The organism is Streptomyces sp. BE20 (assembly GCF_036322525.1).
Classification (GTDB): domain Bacteria; phylum Actinomycetota; class Actinomycetes; order Streptomycetales; family Streptomycetaceae; genus Kitasatospora.
On the sequence record NZ_JAQYWW010000862.1, the window covers coordinates 60,199 to 79,634 of the forward strand.

Sequence of the window (19,436 nt, forward strand, 5' to 3'; positions counted from 1 at the left end):
GTTTGTACGACAGATCCCTTTGGCCACGTGCACGCCGGACCCGGACAGAACTCAGGCATGCGTGTCGTCATCGTCACCGAATCCTTTCCCCCCGAGGTCAACGGCGTCGCCCACAGCGTGCTGCGGACCGCCGAGCACCTGCTCCGCCGGGGCCACCAGCCGCTCGTCGTCACTCCGGCGCCCGCACGCGGCGCGCAGAGCCCGTCACACACCTTCGGTGCCGGTCCGGCCATGGCCGACCTCCCCGTGGTGCGGGTCCCGTCCGTCCCCCTTCCCGGCTACCCCCAGGTCCGGATCGCACTGCCCAGCCGCCGGCTGGCCGCCGCGATCCGGGGTCACCGGCCGGACCTGGTGCACCTGGCCAGCCCGTTCGTGCTCGGCGCGCGCGGCGCACAGGTCGCCACCCGGCTCGGCCTGCCGGTCGTCGCCGTCTACCAGACCGACCTGGCCGGGTACGCGCACGCCTACCGGGCCGGGCGCGGACTCGGCGAGGCCGCCGCCTGGCACCGGATCCGCTCCGTCCACGGCCTCGCCTCCCGGACGCTCGCGCCGTCCACCCCCGCCGCGCAGGACCTCACCGCGCACGGCGTCGCCCGGGTCCAGCTCTGGCCGCGCGGCGTCGACTCGGCCCGCTTCCACCCGCGCCACCGCGACGAGGCCCTGCACCGGGCGCTCGCCCCCGGCGGCGAGGTCCTGGTCGGGTACGTCGGGCGGCTCGCGCCGGAGAAGCGGGTCGACCTGCTGGCCCGGACCTCGGCCCTGCCGGGGGTACGGGTCGTGATCATCGGCGACGGACCGTCCGCGCCGGGGCTGAAGGCCGCCATGCCCGGTGCGGTGTTCCTCGGCCGGCGCACCGGGGAGGAGCTGGCCCGCTGCTTCGCCACGCTGGACGTGTTCGTGCACACCGGGCCGCTGGAGACCTTCTGCCAGACCATCCAGGAAGCGATGGCCAGCGGGGTCCCGGTGGTCGGCCCGGCCGCCGGTGGACCGCTGGACCTCGTCGCGCACCACCGCACCGGCCTGCTCGTCCCGCCCCGGGACGGCGCGGCGGTCGCCCGGGCGGTGACCGCCCTCGCCGAGGACGCCGAGCTACGGGCCGCGTACGGCCGGGCGGGGCGGGCCGAGGTGACCGCCCGCACCTGGGAGGCGGTCGGGGACGTGCTGCTGCGGCACTACGCGGAGGTGCTGGCGGAGCACCACGGGGCGACGGCGGCGACGGCATCCACGCCGGAGCCGGTAGCCGTGCCGGTGCCGGTAGCCGTGCCGGTTCCCGTGCCCGCAGCCGTGCCGGTGCCGGTGCCGGGGAGCGTGCAGACCGGTGCACCCCGGGCGGACACCACCGGCCGGAACGGCCTGCACGGCGTCCAGGAGACCGCCGACGCCGCCGGGAGCGCGGCGGGAACCCGCGCGCACGCCACCCGGGACGCGGCCGGCACTCCGGTCACGGAGGAGCTGACGGCATGACCGCCGGACCGCTGCGCATCGTCCGGGTGGCGAACTTCGTCACCCCCGTCTCCGGCGGGCTGCGGACCGCACTGCGCCACCTCGGCGCGGGATACCGGGCCGCCGGGCACGCACCGGTGCTGGTCGTCCCCGGCGAGCGGCGAGCCACGGAGGAGGGCGAACAGGGACTGGTCGTCACCCTCCCCGGGCGGGTCCTGCCCGGCAGCGGCGGCTACCGCCTGCTCACCGACCGGCGCGCGGTCGCCACCGAACTGGAACGGCTCGCACCCGACCGGCTGGAGGTCTCCGACCGGACCACCCTGCGCTGGACGGGCTCCTGGGCACGACGGCACGGCGTCCGATCGGCGATGGTCTCGCACGAGAGTGCCGCCGGACTGCTGCGCACCTGGGGCCTGCCCGGCCCGGTCGCCGGCGCGGCGGCCGACCGGCTCAACGGCCGCACCGCCGGGTCGTACGACACGGTGATCTGCACGACGGACTGGGCCGCCGCCGAGTTCCGCCGCCTCGGCGTCCGGAACGTGGCCCGCGCGCCGCTCGGCGTGGACCTCGCCGCCCTGTGCCCGCCGGGCGCCGACGAACGGGCCGAGGAACGGGCCCGGTACGCGACACCTGGCGAGGTGCTGCTGGTGCTCTGTTCGCGGCTCTCCCCCGAGAAGCGTCCCGAGCACGCGCTCGACGCCCTCGCCGAGCTGCGCGCGCGTGGCCTGCCCGCCGTCCTCGCGGTGGCCGGCGCCGGACCGCTCAGGTCGCGGCTGGCCGCCCGGGCCGCCCGTGACCGGCTGCCCGTGCACTTCCTCGGACACCTCGCCGGGCGCGACGCGGTCGCCCGCCTGCTCGGCTGTGCGGACGTGGTCATCGCCCCCGGGCCGGTGGAGACCTTCGGGCTGGCGGCGATGGAGGCGCTGGCCTGCGGCACGCCGGTGGTCGTCAACCGCTGCTCCGCCCTGCCGGAGCTGGTCGGCCCGGCCGGGGTGGCCGCCGAACCCACGGGCGCCGGGTACGCCGACGGAGTACACGACCTCCTCGCGCGCCCCGAAGCGGCCCGGCGCGCCGCCGCCCGCGTCCAGGCCGAGCGCTACGGCTGGCCCGCCGCCGTGGCCGCCTTCCTGGCCGCTCACGGTGCATCCGGCACACCGGGCGCACCACATGCATCCGGCGCACCGGGGACCCACGACGCGGGATAGCGGAAGCCCACGGGCCGCACGCAGGGAGCTGCAGGACCGGCGCGGAGCAGGAGGGCGGCCCCCGTCCTCCCGCTCCGGCGAACGCGCATGCGCATGCGCTGGACGGAACGGCCGGGCCGGAGGGCCCGGGAAGGTGTGGGAGGTGCGATGAACACGATCGCGGCGGTGGACGAGGGAGACGGCACCGTTCCGGGTGCCGCTGACGGGGCGACACGGGCGAGTGCACGACGGACCGGCGAACCGGTCCGGTTCGTGGCACTCGGGGATTCACTCACCGAAGGGATCGGCGACCCGATCGCCGACGGATGGCGCGGCTGGGCGGCGCTGCTCGCCCGGTCACTGGCCCCGCCGCACACGGGTGTCGAGTTCACCAACCTCGCACGGAGCGGCGCACTCACCACCGACCTGACGGCCGAGCAGCTGCCGACGGCCCTGGCGCTGCGTCCGCAGCTGGCGGCCGTGGTCGCCGGCGGCAACGACACCCTGCGGTCCGGCTTCGACGTCGCACGGACCGCGCGGGCGCTCGACGCCGTCCTCGGCCGGCTCACGGACAGCGGCGCGCAGGTGCTCACCGCCTGCCTGCCCGACCCGGGCACGCTACTGCGGCTGCCGCCTCCGCTCGCCCGGCCGCTGGCCCGGCGGATGCGGGCGGTGAACGCGGTGGTGCACGCCCTCTCCGTCCGCCACGGGAGCGTCCACCTGCACATCGCCGACCTGCCCTGGAGCGCCGAGCGGCAGTTGCTCAGCGTCGACCGGCTGCACCCCAGTGCCGAGGGCCACCACCTGATCGCCCGGGGCTTCCACGGCCTGCTCGCGGACGCCGGGCGCCCGCTCGGTCCGGTCCCCGTCCCGGACCCGGTCGAACCGCCGCCGGGCACGCTGGCCGACCTCTGGTGGATGGCCACCCGGGGCACCCGCTGGGTCGTGGACCGCAGCACGGACCTGCTCCCGGGCCTGCTGGCGCTGGCCGTCGCCGAGGGCTGTGCCCGCCTCCGGGGCACCACCTGCCGTCAGGACGAGCTGATGGCCCGCGCCACGACCGCCGCCCTCACCTCCCTCCCGCCCGTCACCTCCCTCGGGCGGGCGGCCGGCTCCGAGCAGGACGGCGGGGGCCGCCTCCCGTCCGGTAATTGATCTTGTGCTGCGGTCGGGGCCGGGCCACCATGTGGTGCACCAGGACGCGGCCGACCGAGGTCACGCCCGCCTCCGCGAATGGGGTGACCCGTTGTCAGGTGTGGATTCCACCGGTCCCGGGAAGCTTCGCTGGTCCGGCCGACTCGGCCGGCAGCCCGCCTCGCTCCGCGAGGTCGACGGCCGGCACCTGCTGCAGATCGGCGACAGGTCCACCCTGCTCGACGCCCGCACCGGCGTCCGGCACCGGAGCAGCCTGCTGAGCAGGCGCATCATCGTGCACCACCCGGACCGGGCCCCCTTCGTCCACCGCTACCGGCTCCCGTGGATGCTGCAGCTGGCCCCGCTCTGGGAGACCGCGTACGACCGCTGGTCCGCCGAGGCCGACGACCCGGGCCTGACCCTGATCGAGCTGCTGGGCGGGGCGGACGACTGGGACTAGCCGAGCAACCCGGATCGGCAGCTGCCCGGCCGGTCGTCGACGGACCGGCTCCGGCCACTCCTCCGGACCCGGGGAACCGCCGGGGGCGGTCGGGGTGTCAGGGTAGGGAGGACGGCGGAGGGAGCGGAACGTTGACGGAGCGTACGGAGCGTACGGGGCATACGGGGCGCGAGTTGTTGGCGGCGGCCGGGGTGTTGTTCCCCGACCGGCGGGGGCGGGTGCTGGTGGTCCGGCTGCCGTACGACCGGGAGCACCCGGTGGCCGTACCCGGCGGGGGCTGGGAGTCGCAGGACCGTTCGCCGCGCCACACGGCAGCCCGGGAGATCGCGGAGGAGCTGGGGTTCACGCCCCGCCTCGGGCCGCTGGCCTGCCTCGACTGGACGCTCGGCCACTTGCGTCCGCCGATCGCCGCCCACCTCTACTGGGCCGACCCGCTGACGCCGGAACAGGCGGCGGCGATCAGGCCGGACCGGGCCGAGGTCGGCGGCTGGGCGTGGCTGACCCCCGAGGAGGCGGGCCACGCGCTGCCACCCCGGCTCTCCCGGCGGGTGACGGCGTGCCTGCGGGCGCCGCGCTCGGCCGCGCCGCTGGAGCTGGAGGACAGCCTTCCGGCCGGGCACACCCTCGACCACCTGGCGGCGGGACCGCTGCCCGCGTACACGGGACTGGCAGGACTGCGGTTGGAGGGAGCGCCGCCGGAGGGAGCGGAATCGCCGGACGTCGCGGCGAGGGCCCCCGGGCCCGTCGCGCCCCCGCTGGACCGGGAGGCCTTCATCGCCACCCTGCCACGGATCCGGGCCAAGGCGCGGACGGTGTTCACGGACCGGGCCGGCCGGGTCCTGCTGGTGCGGCTGCGGCCGTGGGACGGCCCGAACGGCGAGGTGCCGTACTGGGTGCTGCCGGGCGGCGGCGTCGAGGCGGACCGGGAACTGCCGCGCGCCGCGGCGCGTCGGGAGGTCCGCGAGGAGCTGGGGTGGGCGTGCGAGCCGGGCCGGCTGCTGGCCGTGGACTGGCTCCCCGGCCGGGACGCGGACCCGGCGAGCACCCGGGATACGCCCGTGCTGGTGTACGTCTTCGACGGTGGCACGGTGACCGAGGAGCGGCTGGCCTCGATCGCCCTGGCCGAGGACGAGCTGGTCGAGTGGCGGCTCTGCGATCCGGCCGAGGCGCGGGCGCTGCTGTCGGCCTCGTCGTGGGCCAGGACCTCGGCCGCGCTGGCCGCCCGCGGGCGGCCGGGCGGACCGGCCGAGCTGGTCGGCGGTCGACCGGCGCACTGAGCGCCGGGGCACGCGGAAGCGGCCGGACGGCCGGCGCACCGGGGTGACGGGCCGGGTGGCGGCCCGGCCGACGACTCGGCGGGCCGGCCCGACCGGCGGGACGAGCGGCGAGACAGGTGACGGGCCACCGGTCCACACTGGTCGCATGCAGAACGGGATCGGAGCACGGCAGACGATCGAGGACGCCCTGGCCGGCCGCCGGGTCGCGTCGGTCAGCGGCGGCGGACGGCTCGACCTCACCCTCGACGGTCCGGTGACCGTCCGGGTGGTGCACGAGTTCCGCTTCTCCGCGCCGTCGGAGGTGGAGCACTTCTACCCGGAACTCACCGTCCATCCCACCGGCGCGCTGCTCGGCCTGGTGGGCCGGACCGTCGACGGGGCCCGCGTGACCATGGCCGGAGGGCTGGAGCTGGTCTTCGACGGGGTCGGCACGCTGTCCGTCCCGCCGCACGCCCTGCTCGCGCCCTGGCGCGTGTTCACGCCCGAGGGCGCGGTCTGCACCGGTCTGCCCGGCGGCGAGGTCGCGTGGTCGGAGGACGGCAGGACCGGCTGAGCCCGCCCGGGCAGGCCCGATCCCGCCCGGCACCTGCTGTCCCGAGGCAGCCGACCGGGCGGCCTTCCCGGAGTGGCCCTCGGCCCGGAACGGCCGTCCGGGGTGAACGGTCGACCCGTCAGTCCTGGGCGACGGCCGGGTCCATCCAGATCACCTCCCAGAGGTGCCCGTCGAGGTCGGCGAAGGTGCGCCCGTACATGAACCCACCCTGTTCGGTGGCCTCACGCGGTTCCACTGCTCCCGCGGCGACCGCCTTGTCCACCAGCGCGTCGACCTCGGCGCGGCTGTCGACACCGAGCGCCAGGATCGTCTGCGCGGTCGCAGAGGTGTCCGGGATCTCCTTCTCGGAGAAGGACTTGAAGAACGGCTCGGTCAGCAGCATCGCGAAGATGGAGTCGCTGATGACCAGACAACCGGCCTTCTCGTCGGTGAACTTCGGGTTGAAGGCGTAGTCCATCGACGTGAAGAACTCGATGGACCTGGCGAGGTCCTTCACGGGGAGGTTGACGAAGATCTTGGTCGACATTGCACGGGCCTTTCTCGTCACGACGTCCGTCTCGACGGCCGTTCTGCTGAACGAACCTCAGCCTTGCAGACGGCACTGACACCCTGCCCGGACCCCGCGCCGCGCGTCGCGGGGTCCGTCGCCCGTACAGAGGTCTGAGCGGTCGGAGGCCGGTCAGACCTCCAGGTCCGCCTCGATCTTCGTCAGCTGGTGGCGGGCCATCGCCAGGTTGGCCCGGCCCTTGTCCAGGGCCAGGTAGAGGAAGAGCCCGTTGCCGCTGCGGCCGGTGAGCGGGCGGATCAGGTGGTACTGGCTGCTGAGCGTGATGAGGATGTCCTCGATCCCGTCCTTCAGGCCCAGCATGTCCATGGTGCGCATCTTCGCCCGGACCACGTCCGTGTTCCCTGCGGCCGCGACGTTGAGGTCGATGCCACCGGCTCCGTCGAGGGTGGCCAGGGCCATCCCGCTGTTGTAGTCGACGAGGGCGGCGCCGATGGCGCCTTCGATCACGGTGAGGGCCTGCTTGAGCGCGCCTGCGGCGTCCGTCATGTCGGTTCTCCGGTTCGGTGGTGGGGTTTCAGGTCGGACAGGTCAAGAGGGTGGAGCAGGTCGAGAAGGTGGAGCGGTCGAGAAGGTGGTCGGGTCGTCGGGTGTCCGGTGCTGCACACCGCCGGTCAGAAGGCCGCTTCCCTGGACTCCCGCACCTCCTTGGGCGCGAGGGTGTCCTCGAGGAGCGCGGCGATGCGCTGGGCGGAACGGCGGGCCTCCAGGTGCAACCGGCCCACGTTCGCGTCCGGGTGGGCGAGGAGCGTGAGGACGCAGCTTCCGCCGGCCGCGTACGTGGCGACGTAGCCGTGCTCGCCCCGGACGAGTGACTCCCGGAAGTCGCCCTGGCCGGTGCTGTCGGCGAGCCGCTGGGCCAGGCCGAGCGAGGCGGCGGTCATCGCCGCCAGGCTCGACGGCTCGGTCCCGTGGGTGTCGTGCGCGACGAGCAGGCCGTCGACGCCGGCCACCAGACCGCCCGCGAGGTGTGGTACCCGATGCCGGAGGGCGCGGAGTTCGGCGAGCAGTTCGGTCTCCAAGGCGATCAGTTGTCTCCTTCCGACACGCTGCTTGAGCGCCCGCCTCATGGCCGTGAGGGCGGGGTCGCGGGCGGAGAGTGGTTCAAAGTCGGGCCTCCAGAAGGGTTCTGACCCGGATCAGCAACGCGATGTCCGGATCGGGGGCGGTCAGCGGGTGGGCTGCCGGGGTCGAAGGTCGGGCGGAGGCGGCGGAGGCGGCAGCCACGGACGCCGCGTAGGCCGCCGGGGCCAGCGCGGCCAGCGCCGCACCGGGTACCCGCCGGTGCAGACCGCCGGACGCGGACGGTTCCCCCGGGGCGTCCCCGCTCCCCGACCCGGCCCCGCTCCCGACCCCGGGGTCGGAGCCGGCAGCGACACCGGAGCCGGGCTCGGACTCGGCCCCGGGCCCGAGCAGCAGTCCTGCGGCGGCCAGCCGGCGGACGTCCACCGTGGTGGCGAACGCCGAGCGGCCGAGCAGCCGCGCCAGCTCCGCCGGGGTTCTTCGGCCGTCCGCGTGGTCGAGCAGGTCACGCTGGTAGCGGCTCGGCGGGCGGACCCGGCGCGCGTGGCGGCCGGGGGCGGCGGGGAGCCGTGCGGCCGGACGGACCGGCGCGGTGTCGAGCTGGGGCCACGGCCAGATGCGGTCCAGCAGGATCCGCCGGCGTTCGGCCTCCCGGCGGAGCCGGGGGACGCCCACGGCCGCCACGGGGCCGAGCCAGTGCCGCACACCCGGTGCGAAGGTCCGGAAGGCGAGGGCGGCCGGGGCGTCCAGGAGGAAGCAGGCCGCGTCGTAGAGGGCGCCGAGGTGACAGAGCTCCAACTCGCCGCGGGTGAGCCGGCCCTGTTCGACCAGGGCCTCGCCGACCCCGGCATACCGGCCGGACCGGCGGACCTCCTCCTGCCAGGCGGCGGGGGTGAGCCGGCCGCAGGCGGTGAGCAGGGTGGCGAGGTCGGGTGTCCGGTCGGACTCGGCGTGGGCGACCAGGCCGTCGACGAGGTAGACGGTGCCCGCGGGCCCGCGCAGGGCACCGGTGGCGTGCTCCGCGGCCAGCCGTTCGACAACCGCGCCGGGCGTCCAGCCGGGGTGCACGGGAAGGGGTGCGGCGCCGGGAGCGGGCACCGCGGCAGGGCCGGGACCGGACGCCGGTGCGGGGCCGGAGGAGGGAGCGGGGCCGGGGCCTGAGGAGGCGGTACGGGCCGCCGGGACGGAGCCGAGGGCGACGGCCTCGGCCGGAACCGTCGGCCGCCCGGCGGGTGGCCGAAAGCCGACGACCGTCCCGCCCGCCGTCGCCAGGTCACTCGTCCGGAAGTTCGTCATCCGAGCACCAGTTCCTCGGCGAGCGACTGGAGACGGTAGCGGGCGCCGGCGAGATTGCCCTCGCTGCGGTCCAGCCAGAGGTGCAGGACCAACCGGCTGTCGAAGACGGTGTCGATGAAGCACAGCAGGTGGTAACTGCGGCCGGCGGTCACGATAATGTCCTGGAGCGGCGCCTTCGAGTCCTCCGAGCCGGTGAAGGTCGGGCTCTCAACAGCCGCGCGTACCAGGTCGGTTGCCTCTGCGGCCGACGTATCATGGTCGCCGGTGGGGCTGACGCCGACGCTGCCCAGTGCGAGGCCGCTGCTCCAGTCGACGAGACTGGCGGCGCGGGCTCCTGCGATCGCCATCGCCTCGGTCAGGCATTCGTCGATACCCGGCACTCGGGCTCCTTCGGAGGGTTCGGGGAGGCTTCGGGGAGGGTCCGGGACGGCCCCGCCGAGGTGGCTTCGCAGGCCGGAGGGTGTCGGGGAGGGTTCCGGGCAGCCGGGCGCACGCACCTCCGGGCCGCGCGGCACCGGCCGGACCGCCACGACCAGTGGCGGGTTCGACACGGAAGGCTACTGCCGGAATCTGTACGACGAACATTCCAATGGCATATTCACACCATTAGGGCCGACTTTCGGCCAACCTTTGACGGACCGTCAGCCCGCAGGTCACCGCAAAGCCGCAGACCGGGAGAGTGCGCCCCCGAAGGGCCGCCGATCCACCTGGAGCGCGACCTTGGCGGGTTGTCACCGCCGCCGACGGGTTTCGGCCGGACCGTGCGATAGGACCGATCCGCACAACGACGAAGCGGCCGCCCCCTCGGAGAGGGGACGACCGCTTCGGATGGAGCGCCAGGCCCGGGTCGAACGGACTCTCCCTACTGAAAGTAGGACGTGCTCCGGTAGCACCACTGACGCCTGCTCGGGAGGCCGCTCTTCGCTTCGCGAAGATCGTTTCCTCTCGACGGGTTGAACACTAGCAGGACATCACGCCTGGTCAGAAATCGAACGGCAGGGGCCCTCGGCGTCGGGTCGGCACGCTCGTACAGCTCGTGCGTGAACGGTTCGGCAAGCGGGGCCGTGGCCGGCAGACGGATGATCCCGGGGCGCTCGGCGAAAGTGTCACGGCAGGCGTGCGCAGGGGTGCGCAGCGCGCCCTCCCGCGGCCGATGCCGGACGCACTGCTCACCGATGGTGCGGACGAGGTCGGCGCGCACCAGGGCGACGACCTCCGCCCGGCCGGCGACGTGATCGTCCAGCGCGGGCGCGACGGACGGACCGAGACCGTCGATCTGGCCGGCGGCGCCCTACTGCCCTGGCGGGGCGACGGCCACGCCCACCACCACCGGCACCACCACCGCCGGGCACTGCTCGGCGTCGCGGTTGGTCCGGCTGCCGGGCTTCCACTCGGCAGACCTCGGGCCGGGATCGTGCGCGCCCTGCCGGCGCGCGCCCTCGCCGTGCCGACCGGGGGCGGGGCGTCCGGCGACTCCGTAGTGGTGGCCGCCGCCACCGACGACCCGGCCGGGGTGTTCTCCACCGCCATGACGGATGACGCCGGCGGCCGGACGACGGACGTGCAGCGGGTCCTGATCGTCACCGGCCGGCCGGCCGCGCGGCTCGCCTGCCACCTCACCTCGCCCAAGGTGAACCGGCCCCTGGTGTCGATCGGCCCGACGGCCCTCCTGATCGGCGTCGGCCTCGCACCGAGGAGGCGGGCCCACCGGCCGGAGGTGTACGCCCGGCTCGGCGGCAGCGGGGTGGTCGCAGCCTGATCCGGCCCGACCGAAGGGGGAAGTGCCGCGCTCCGCCCGTCCGTTGAGCCGCCGACGCGGTGGGCAGCGGACGTCGGTGGGCGTACGATCGAAGGGCGACGACCACTCGACCGGCCACGCGGTGGCCCTCTCCGTGGCGGCCACGCGGCGACCGCCTCCGGGTGTGTCGGGGGAGGGTTCCCGCTGTGCGCACTCCGCCCGGGGCGGCCGGACTCGCGCCGATGACGGCTCCCGGCGGGCGGGCGCTCCGCCCGGGCGCGCGCGACAGACCGGATCCGTGGGCCTGCGGGCCCGGCGCCGCACCCGACGACGTGATCGGCAGCGGGCCCGACGTCCGGCCCGACGACGGAGGAGGAGTAGCAGCGCATGTCAGTCTTCACCACCCCCACAACCGGGGCTCACGGCGATCACCAGGCCATCGAGACGATCCCCGTGGGCCAGACCCCGCACAGTGTGGCGGCGAGCCGGGACGGTCGCCGCGTCTACGTCACCAGCTTCCTGGACGGGACGGTGACCGCCGTCGACACTCCGGCGAACACCGTGGCCACGACCTTCCCCGCCGCCGTCGGCCCCTACGGCGTGGCCGTCGCGGCCGACGGCGCGCGCGTGTTCGTCGCCGAGAACAGCTCGACCTTCATCCACGTGTTCGAGGCCGCCACCGGCGACCAGGCCATCTCCACCGGCTTCGGCACCCGCCCGTACGGCCTGGCGATCACCGCCGACGGATCGCGACTGCTGATCGCCAACGCCATCGACGACCAGGTCCTGGTCTCCGACACCCTCACCAAGACCCGCGGGATCCTCACCGGTGTGGACTTCCCGGTCGCCCTGGCCGTGAGCCCGGACGGCCGCCTCCTCTACGCCAGCAACTACTTCCGGGACTCGGTCACCGTGATCGACGCCACCGGCATTCCGACGCTGGAGGAGACGGTGCCCGCCGACGTCGTGGCGACCGTCCCGGTCCGGCGGGGACCGTACGGGCTGGCGGTCAGTCCGGACGGCGGGCGGCTCTTCGTGGCCCACTTCCCGTTCGACACCGTCTCGGTGGTCGACACCACCACCCGCACGGTCACCGGCACGATCCCCGTCCCGGGCGGCCCGCGCGGCGCTGCGACCAGTCCGGACGGGTCGAGGCTCTACGTCACCAACTACTTCGACCGGACACTGTCGGTGATCGCGGTCTGAGACTCGCCGGCCGGACCACCGGCGCGGCGGCGCAGCGGCACTGTCGGTACGTCAGGATATGGTCCCCTCTCACGATCCCGTACCGGAGGGCCGGTTCGAAGATCCGTTCCACTCCTCAAGGGGGAGTCCGGCCATGGGCAGCACCGACAGCGGCGCGTACGAGGGATTCACGGCCGAGGAGCGGGCCGCGATGAAGGACCACGCCAAGGAGATGAAGACGGCCGCGCGCCGCGGCTCCCGCGCCGACAAGGCGGCGGAGGCCGAGCGGGACGTGCTGGCGAAGATCGCCGAGATGCGGGACTCGGACCGGATCATGGCCGAACGCGTCCACGCCGTCGTCGCCGCCAACGCCCCGGCCCTCGCACCGAAGCTCTGGTACGGGATGCCCGCCTACGCGCTGGACGGCAAGGTGGTCTGTTTCTTCCAGAGCGCCGAGAAGTTCAAGGCGCGCTACGCGACGCTCGGGTTCAGCGACCTGGCGCAGCTCGACGAGGGCCCCATGTGGCCGGCGGCCTTCGCCCTGACCGAGGTGACGCCCGAGGTGGAGGCGCGGATCGCCGACCTCGTCAAGCGATCGGTGAGCTGAGCCCCCCGTCGGCGAGCACCCGGACCGGCACCGCCCGGCCCGACGGCGCCCGGCCGGGGCCGGCGCCGGGGCGCACGCCGCTCGCAGTCTTTTCGCTCACATGTTCGATTACGGCGTACGCTGGGCTCATGCGCAGCACGCTCCACCTCCAGCCCTCCCTGTTCGACGATCCCGGCCGGGCCGGGACCGCCCTCGGGCCGCTGTCGGGCGTTCGGCGGACGGTGCTGGGCGCGGGGGCGTGGCTGGACCTGCTGCCGGGGTGGCTCCGCGGGGCGGACCAGCTGTTCGAACACCTGGCCGCGGAGGTGCCGTGGCGGGCCGAGCGGCGCGAGATGTACGAGCGGACCGTCGACGTGCCCCGGCTGCTCGCCTCCTACGGGGAGGAGGACGCACCGCCGCACCCCGTGCTCGGGGAGGCGCGGGCGGCGCTCGGCGCGCACTACGCGGACGAGCTCGGCGAGCCGTTCAGCACGCTCGGGCTCTGCTACTACCGGGACGGGCGGGACAGCGTGGCCTGGCACGGCGACCGGATCGGGCGGGGCGCGCACGTGGACACCCTGGTCGCGATCCTCTCGATCGGCGAACCGCGGGCGCTGCTGCTGCGGCCTCGGGGCGGTGGCGGGCCGGCGGTGCGGCACCCGGTCGGGCACGGGGACCTGCTGGTGATGGGCGGTTCCTGCCAGCGGACCTGGGAGCACGCGGTGCCGAAGACGGCGCGGCCGGTGGGGCCGCGGATCAGCATCCAGTTCCGGCCGCGCGGGGTGCTCTGACGGGCCCGGGGGCGACCTGACGGACGTGCGGGGGCGCTGCGACGAGCGCGGATCGGCCCGAGGGGGCGCGGACCGGTTGCCGGGCGCCGGGCGGAAGCAGAGGCTGGCCCCAGGGGCCCGGGTGGTTCCGGCGGCGAGGAGGGCGGCATGCCGAAGGCGGGCAGGTACCGCGACGGCGTCCCCTGCTGGGTCGAGCTGGGAACCCCGGACCTCCCGCGGGCCCGGCGGTTCTACGGCGCGCTGTTCGGGTGGGAGTACGTCGGGCTGCCCGGGTACACGGTGGCGACGCTGCGCGGGGCACAGGTCGCGGGGCTGGTCCGGCGGCCGGCGGGCGAGGAACGCTCGTGGACCACGTACCTCGCGGTGACGGACGTCGGACGGGCGGCCGAGGAGGTCCGGACGGCCGGCGGGCGCGTCGTCCGAGAGCCGTTCGAGAGACCCGAGCAGGGGTGGGCGGCCGTCGTCGCCGACCCGACCGGCGCGGTGTTCGGGCTCCGGCAGGGGCTGCTCTGGCAGGGGGCGGGTCTGGTCGACGAACCGTCCGCGTTCAGCTGGAGCGAGCAGCTCTCCCCCGACCCGGCCACGGCCCGGACCTTCTACCGGCAGGTCTTCGGGTACGAGTACGGGTCGGGCGCGGACGGCGGCACGGTGTTCCGGGTCGGCGGAGCCGTGGCCGGCGGCATCGGCGGCGGTCACGGAGCCGACGCCGACCGGACGGGCCCGACGGGCCGCGCAAGCGCAAGCGCAAGCGGGAGCGGGAGCGGGAGCGGGAGCGGCGGGACGAACCTGGGGGCGGCCGGTCCGCCGGCCGTCTGGAGCGTCCACTTCGGCACGGACGACACCGACCGCGCGGCCGAGCGGGTGCGCGAGCTGGGCGGGGAGGTGCTGGCGGGACCGCACCCGACACCGTTCGGACGGCGGGCGGCGGTCCGGGACGACGGCGGGGCGGAGTTCACGCTGATCGGCCTCCCGTCCGCAGAGGCGACCGTGGCCGCGTAGGAGGGCGGAACGCCCGGTGCCGCCGCAGCATCCCCGAAGCGACTCAGGGGAACGGGGAACGGGGAACGGGGCAGCACCGGCCCTCAGGCGAGCGCCGCCCGCAGGCGTGCGATGTCCTCCGCGTCCTTGGCCCGCCGTGGCCGGCGCGGGTCCCAGACCGGCATCATCCGCTTGATCTCGATCTGCAGCTCGGGACCCACGATCGGGCACTCCACACCACCGAGCCGCCCGACGGGCCCGTCCAGCAGCCCGTCCGGCCAGGCCGTCCCGGCCCAGGGGCCGCCGGCGACCAGCACCCGGCCGTCCGGCCTCGGATCGACCAGCGCGAAGCTCGACTCCGAACCGTCCTTGACGACGTCGAACTGCTGGCCCGGCGGGGGGCCGTCGAGCCTGCGGTAGCCGAGTTCGTGCAGGCCGGCGGCGAGCGCGGGGGCGTCGGCGGCCGGAACGAACCAGTCGATGTCCTCGTGGTCACGGGTGAGCCCGCCGAGGAAGAAGTCCATCGCCCAGCCGCCGCGCAGCCGGACACGAGTGCCGAGACGGCGGGCGAGGCCCACCGTCTCGGCGATCTGGGCGAGTTGCCCGTCGGCGCGTTCCCTGTTCATGGACCCCACCTCCATGATCGGGACGCTACACCCGCCGCAGCCTCTCCTTCGCGGCACCGGCCCTCGCGGGCTAGTCCTTCACAGCGCCGGCCAGCCCGGAGACCAGCTTGCGCTGCACCGCGATGAAGAAGATCAGGACCGGCACGGTCATCAGCGTCGAGGCCGCCATGATGCCGCCCCAGTCGTTCTCGTCCGGTTTGAAGAAGACCAGCAGCGCGGAGGGGAGGGTCTGGTTCTCGGTCGCGCTGATGATGAAGGTCTTGGCGAAGACGAAGTCGTTCCACGCCGCGATGAAGGAGAACACGCTGGTCGCGGCCAGGCCCGGGGCCACCAGCGGCAGCAGGATCCGCCAGAGGATCCGGCTCCGGCTCGCACCGTCGATCTGCGCGGCCTCCTCGATGGAGACCGGCACGGCGGCGACGAAGCCGCGCATCATCCAGATCCCGAAGGGCAGCGAGAACGCCAACTGCACCAGGATCAGCGAGGCCAGGGTGTTGAGTCCGACGCCCGGCGCCAGCCGCCCCGCGTCGCGGAACATGAAGAACAGCGGGATGGTGAGCGCCTCGACCGGGATCATCTGGGCGATCAGGAACATCACCATGATGGTGGTGCGGAACCTGAACCGGAACCTCGTCACGGCGACCGCCGCGAGGAAGACCACCAGGGCCGACAGCACGACCACCGACAGCGCGATGATCAGGCTGTTGACGAAGTACCGCCCGAACCCGTCGACGCTGAGCACCTGGCGGAAGCTCTCCAGCGTCGGGTGCGCGGTCCAGGGTCGGGGGTCGAGCGACTGCACCTCGCCCTTCGGCTTGAACGCCGAGAGCACCATCCAGAAGATCGGGAAGGCGGTGACCACGGCCACCAGGATCGCGAGGGAGTTGGCGGCGAGCCGCCTGCGGCCACGGGTGTTCACAGTTCATTCCCCGTCCGTCGCAGCGAGCGGATGTAGAGGACCGTCGGGATCACCAGGATCAGCAGCATGATCACGCCGATGGCCGCGCCGAGTCCGTACTGGGAGGACGCGAACGCCTTCTGGTAGGCGTACACGTTGAGGACGAGGTTCTGGCCGGCGATTCCGCCGCCCTCGGTCATGACGTAGATCTGGGTGAAGACCTTGAAGTCCCAGATGACCGACTGGATCACCACGATGGTCAGGATCGGCCGGAGCATCGGGGCGGTGATCCGGCGGAAGGTGGCCCAGGTGCCGGCGCCGTCCAGCGCCGCGGCCTCCAGGATCTCGGTCGGGATCGCCTTGATGCCCGCGTAGAGCGTCACCATGACGAACGGGAAGGAGTGCCAGACCACCACGGCGCCCACGATCAGGAACGCGGTCCACTTGTCGTAGAACCAGTTGAACTCGTGGAAGCCGTTCAGACCGATGCTGACCAGGGTCTTGTTGACCAGACCGAGGTTGGTGTCGAAGAGGAAGCTCCACACCGTCGAACCGGTCATCGCCGGCGCCGCCCAGGCCGCCATGGCGGCGGTGGTCAGCACCAGTCGGGAGATCCGGCCCACCCTGGTGAGCAGCACCGCGAGGGTGGCGCCGACCGCCAGGGTGGCGACCACACAGAACGCGGCGAAGCCGATCGTCTGCGTCAGCACCGACCAGAACTGCCCGTCACCGAGGATCTTCTGGTAGTTGCCGAGCCCGACGAAGCTGGTCGGCACACCGCCGGAGGCCTGGGCCTGACCGAAGTCCAGCACCGACAGCAGACCGAGCTGGTAGATCGGGTACGCCACCAGGGGGATCATGATGATCGCGGCCGGCAGCAGGAGCAGCAGCGGGGGGCGGCGCCGCCCGCTCGGGGAGGGCGGCGCCGCCGGGGCGGTCGTGGTGGGTGCGGACACGTACGGGACCTGCTCTCTTGCGGGGGCCGGCGATCAGCGGGCCGCGAAGGCCGACGTGATCTGCGTGGCGGCGTCGCCCGAGGCCTTCGCCACGTCCGCCTTGCCGGTGACGATCTGCTGGAGCATCGTCGGGATGACGGCCTGCGCGTCGATCTGCGCCCATCCCTGGTCCAGCGGCACGAACTTGGTACCGGCCGCGATGGTGTCGGTGAACGGCTTCAGGAAGGCGTCCTTGGCGGCGACCTTGGCGTTGACCGGCTTCAGCGTCGGCAGGTTGCCCATCGCGTCGTACATCTGCTCCTGGTACGCGGGGCTCGCCAGCAGCTCGGCGAACTCGACGGCCAGGGTGCGGTGCTTGGCCGCCTTCATCACGCCGAGGTTGTTGCCGCCGGCGAACGCCGGGGCGATCGAACCGGGCTTCTCGCCGGGCAGCGGGACGACCCCGTACTTGCCGTTGACCGGGCCCGCGTCGACCTTGCTGCGGCTGGAGTTGGGCAGGATCGCCATCGCGGACTTGCCGGCCGCGAAGAGGTCGACGGTCTTGCCGCCGGTGAGGTCGGCGCACTGCTGGACCGGGCAGCCGCTCTCGCCGAAGAGGTCGGTGTAGCGCTTGATGCCGGCCTGCGAGGCGGACGAGTTGATCGTCGGCTTGTAGGTGGTGCCCTCCTTGGCGGCGATGTCGCCGCCCGCGTCCCAGACGAAGGGGAGCGCGCCGAAGGTGTACTTGCCGCCGACCGCGATGCCGAAGGTGTCCGGGTGCGCGGCGTGGATCTTCTGGGTGGCCGCGACCAGCTCGGCGTAGGACGTCGGGGCCGCGAGGCCGGCCTCGGTGAACAGGTCGGTGCGGAAGTAGAGCGCCCGCACGGCGACCCACCAGGGCAGGCCGTAGGTCTTGCCGTCGAGCACCGCGGTCTTGGCGATCGCCGGGTCGAGGTCGCCCTTGTCCTTCCACTTGTCGAGGTCGGCGCCGATCTCGGCGAGGCCGCCGGCCGCGACGTACCCGGGGAGGTCGGTGTTGCCGAACTCGACCAGGTCCGGGGCGCTGTTCGGGTCGTTGAACGCGCCCTTCATCTTGGCGGCGCGGGCCGAGGCGTCGGTGTCGATGTAGCTGACACTGACGGTGACGCCCTGGTGGGAGGCCTGGAACTCGGCGACGGCCTTGCTGACGACCGCTTCCTTCGCGGCGTTGCCGGCCTCGTTGTACAGCCAGACCTGCAGGGTGCCGGTCTTGTCGTCGGCCGCCTTGTCACCGGCCGGCAACGCGGTACCGGGCGAACAGGCGGCGGCGGCGAGACACGTGGCGGCGAGGACGGTGGCCGCGGCGGCCCGTCTGACGATTCGCATGGGTGGAGACCTCCCCTCCCGACAGTTGCCGCCGAGACGTGCGCCGCTGGGGACGGGCGCGTCGAAGCAGGCCCTGACCGGGGCCGATGGTGGGTGCGTGAACGCATTGATGTGGGGGTACGGCAGAGCGACCGCTCGGGTGGGCTACGTCGCCTGCTCGATGCCAGGGACGTTAGGCGCGGGCGCTCACGGCCAACAAGAGGCCGTTCGGGAAGTTTTGCAATGCACAACGGTGTATCGAAAAAGCGGTAAGCGAGGTGCGGGAGGGTACGGTTCGACAACCGCCGCAGTCCGGTGGCGGAACGAGAGGGGAACGGACCGATGACGGAGAAGGCGGTCAGCGCGGCCGGCACGAGCGCGGGCCCGGCAGCCGGCGCGACCGCGGGCGGCACGGCCACCGGCGCGGAGAAGCCGAAGAAGACCACGGGCGAGCGGAACCAGTCCTCCTCCCTGCGTCGCGCGCTGTCCGTCCTCGGCTACGTCCGCGACCACGGCGACGGCCGCGGCGTCCCGCTCGCCCAGCTCGCCGAGGCTCTCGACCTCAACAAGTCGACGGTCCTGCGGCTGACCGGCCCGCTGCTGGACGAGCACCTCCTCGACCGCGACCGGGAGACCGGCTGGTTCCGGCTCGGCCACGGCTCGCTCCGGCTCGGCCAGGCCTACCTCTCCACCCTCGACCTGCGCAGCGTCGCCGCCGAACACCTGCGCCGCCTCCAGCGGGAGGCCGGCGAGACCGTCCACCTGACCGTCTGGCAGGCGCCCGGCATCGTCTACCTCGACAAGGTCGAGGACGAGACCAACGTCCGGATGGCCTCCCGGGTCGGCAGTCGGGCCCCCGCCTACTGCACCGCCACCGGAAAGGCGATCCTGGCGTGGCTGCCCGAGGAGGCGGTCACCGAGGTCGTCGCCGCCGGACTGCGCCCCGTCACCGCCTGGACCATCTCCGACGAGACCCACCTGCGCGCCGACCTCGCCCGGATCCGCGCCCGCGGCTACTCGATCGACGACCGCGAGAACGAGCCCGAGGTCCGCTGCGTCGCCGCCCCGATCTTCGACCACACCGGCGAGGTGACCGCCGCCCTCTCGGTCTCCGGCCTCACCTCGCGGATGACCGCCGCCCGGGTCCGCGCCCTCGGCCCGGTCGTCGCCCAGGTCGGCCTGCGCATCTCCCGCGAACTCGGCTCCGACCGCGCGGTGACCTGACCGGCGCGTCCCGCCCGGGCGACCCCGGTGAACGCGGACGGGGCCCGGTACCTTCTCAGGTACCGGGCCCCGTCCGACGTGGAGCGCCAGGCCCGGGTTGCACGGACTCTCCCTACTGAAAGTAGGACGTGCTCTGGTAGCACCACTGACGCCTGACGAGAGATCATCTCCCTCGCGACAGGAAGAACAGTACCAG

At 73.9% G+C, this 19,436-nt stretch carries 21 protein-coding genes; 12 read left to right on the forward strand and 9 right to left on the reverse strand.

Annotated features, from left to right (window positions below):
• Nucleotides 1-57 precede the first annotated feature (57 nt).
• The 6 genes from PUR61_RS18830 (at nt 58) to PUR61_RS18855 (ending at nt 6,051) form a co-directional block, all read left to right on the forward strand.
• A complete protein-coding gene (locus PUR61_RS18830; protein WP_443035195.1) occupies nt 58-1,464 on the forward strand; it encodes a glycosyltransferase family 4 protein in 1,407 nt (468 codons plus the stop codon).
• Nucleotides 1,461-2,648, forward strand: a complete 1,188-nt coding sequence (locus PUR61_RS18835; protein WP_329880093.1) for a glycosyltransferase — start codon at nt 1,461-1,463, stop codon at nt 2,646-2,648. The genes PUR61_RS18830 and PUR61_RS18835 overlap by 4 nt, the downstream gene beginning before the upstream one ends.
• 147 nt (nt 2,649-2,795) lie before the next feature.
• Nucleotides 2,796-3,782 carry an SGNH/GDSL hydrolase family protein gene (locus PUR61_RS18840; RefSeq protein WP_329880094.1) on the forward strand — a complete coding sequence of 329 codons (987 nt, stop codon included), beginning with the start codon at nt 2,796-2,798 and terminating at the stop codon, nt 3,780-3,782.
• 100 nt (nt 3,783-3,882) lie between these two features.
• Nucleotides 3,883-4,221: a hypothetical protein gene (locus PUR61_RS18845; RefSeq protein WP_329880095.1), complete on the forward strand. Its 339-nt coding sequence runs from the start codon at nt 3,883-3,885 to the stop codon at nt 4,219-4,221.
• Between the two features lie 131 nt (nt 4,222-4,352).
• Nucleotides 4,353-5,498 (forward strand): NUDIX hydrolase, encoded by a 1,146-nt coding sequence (locus PUR61_RS18850; protein WP_329880096.1) that lies wholly within the window; start codon nt 4,353-4,355, stop codon nt 5,496-5,498.
• A 145-nt stretch (nt 5,499-5,643) separates the two neighbouring features.
• Nucleotides 5,644-6,051, forward strand: coding sequence for a DUF6188 family protein (locus PUR61_RS18855; RefSeq protein WP_329880098.1), 408 nt, complete (start codon nt 5,644-5,646; stop codon nt 6,049-6,051).
• A 118-nt stretch (nt 6,052-6,169) separates the two neighbouring features.
• On the opposite strand, the gene PUR61_RS18860 is transcribed toward PUR61_RS18855, so the two are convergent.
• From PUR61_RS18860 to PUR61_RS18880, 5 genes are all read right to left on the reverse strand, one after another.
• Entirely contained in the window at nt 6,170-6,577 is a 408-nt protein-coding gene (locus PUR61_RS18860) for a VOC family protein (RefSeq protein WP_329880099.1), read from the reverse strand.
• A gap of 153 nt (nt 6,578-6,730) precedes the next feature.
• Nucleotides 6,731-7,105, reverse strand: coding sequence for a hypothetical protein (locus tag PUR61_RS18865; protein ID WP_329880100.1), 375 nt, complete (start codon nt 7,103-7,105; stop codon nt 6,731-6,733).
• Nucleotides 7,106-7,230: 125 nt separating this feature from the next.
• Nucleotides 7,231-7,638 carry a roadblock/LC7 domain-containing protein gene (locus PUR61_RS18870; RefSeq protein WP_329880101.1) on the reverse strand — a complete coding sequence of 136 codons (408 nt, stop codon included), beginning with the start codon at nt 7,636-7,638 and terminating at the stop codon, nt 7,231-7,233.
• An 82-nt stretch (nt 7,639-7,720) separates the two neighbouring features.
• Complete coding sequence (locus PUR61_RS18875; protein WP_329880102.1) at nt 7,721-8,935, reverse strand: hypothetical protein; 1,215 nt, start codon at nt 8,933-8,935, stop codon at nt 7,721-7,723.
• Nucleotides 8,932-9,315: a hypothetical protein gene (locus tag PUR61_RS18880; RefSeq protein ID WP_329880103.1), complete on the reverse strand. Its 384-nt coding sequence runs from the start codon at nt 9,313-9,315 to the stop codon at nt 8,932-8,934. The genes PUR61_RS18875 and PUR61_RS18880 overlap by 4 nt, the downstream gene beginning before the upstream one ends.
• 773 nt (nt 9,316-10,088) lie before the next feature.
• Here PUR61_RS18880 and PUR61_RS18885 point away from each other — a divergent pair.
• From PUR61_RS18885 to PUR61_RS18905, 5 genes are all read left to right on the forward strand, one after another.
• A complete protein-coding gene (locus PUR61_RS18885; protein WP_329880104.1) occupies nt 10,089-10,694 on the forward strand; it encodes a hypothetical protein in 606 nt (201 codons plus the stop codon).
• A 366-nt stretch (nt 10,695-11,060) separates the two neighbouring features.
• On the forward strand, nt 11,061-11,879 hold the full coding sequence (locus PUR61_RS18890; RefSeq protein WP_329880106.1) for a YncE family protein: 819 nt from the start codon (nt 11,061-11,063) through the stop codon (nt 11,877-11,879).
• A 133-nt stretch (nt 11,880-12,012) separates the two neighbouring features.
• The gene (locus PUR61_RS18895; protein WP_329880108.1) at nt 12,013-12,465 is read left to right on the forward strand and encodes an iron chaperone; all 453 of its coding nucleotides are present in this window, start codon (nt 12,013-12,015) and stop codon (nt 12,463-12,465) included.
• Nucleotides 12,466-12,593: 128 nt separating this feature from the next.
• Nucleotides 12,594-13,235 carry an alpha-ketoglutarate-dependent dioxygenase AlkB gene (locus PUR61_RS18900; protein WP_329880109.1) on the forward strand — a complete coding sequence of 214 codons (642 nt, stop codon included), beginning with the start codon at nt 12,594-12,596 and terminating at the stop codon, nt 13,233-13,235.
• Between the two features lie 147 nt (nt 13,236-13,382).
• On the forward strand, nt 13,383-14,234 hold the full coding sequence (locus PUR61_RS18905; protein WP_329880110.1) for a VOC family protein: 852 nt from the start codon (nt 13,383-13,385) through the stop codon (nt 14,232-14,234).
• 83 nt (nt 14,235-14,317) lie between these two features.
• Here PUR61_RS18905 and PUR61_RS18910 read toward each other — a convergent pair whose 3' ends face one another.
• The 4 genes from PUR61_RS18910 to PUR61_RS18925 form a co-directional block, all read right to left on the reverse strand.
• Nucleotides 14,318-14,839 carry a nucleotidyltransferase domain-containing protein gene (locus PUR61_RS18910; protein WP_329880112.1) on the reverse strand — a complete coding sequence of 174 codons (522 nt, stop codon included), beginning with the start codon at nt 14,837-14,839 and terminating at the stop codon, nt 14,318-14,320.
• A 70-nt stretch (nt 14,840-14,909) separates the two neighbouring features.
• Nucleotides 14,910-15,758 carry a carbohydrate ABC transporter permease gene (locus tag PUR61_RS18915; RefSeq protein WP_329880114.1) on the reverse strand — a complete coding sequence of 283 codons (849 nt, stop codon included), beginning with the start codon at nt 15,756-15,758 and terminating at the stop codon, nt 14,910-14,912.
• Nucleotides 15,755-16,693, reverse strand: coding sequence for a carbohydrate ABC transporter permease (locus PUR61_RS18920; RefSeq protein ID WP_329880116.1), 939 nt, complete (start codon nt 16,691-16,693; stop codon nt 15,755-15,757). Before PUR61_RS18920 ends, PUR61_RS18915 begins: the two co-directional genes overlap by 4 nt.
• Nucleotides 16,694-16,726: 33 nt before the next feature.
• The gene (locus PUR61_RS18925; RefSeq protein ID WP_329880117.1) at nt 16,727-18,037 is read right to left on the reverse strand and encodes an extracellular solute-binding protein; all 1,311 of its coding nucleotides are present in this window, start codon (nt 18,035-18,037) and stop codon (nt 16,727-16,729) included.
• A 321-nt stretch (nt 18,038-18,358) separates the two neighbouring features.
• Between PUR61_RS18925 and PUR61_RS18930 the strand changes: the two genes are divergently transcribed.
• Nucleotides 18,359-19,240, forward strand: a complete 882-nt coding sequence (locus PUR61_RS18930; protein ID WP_329880118.1) for an IclR family transcriptional regulator — start codon at nt 18,359-18,361, stop codon at nt 19,238-19,240.
• Nucleotides 19,241-19,436 lie beyond the last annotated feature (196 nt).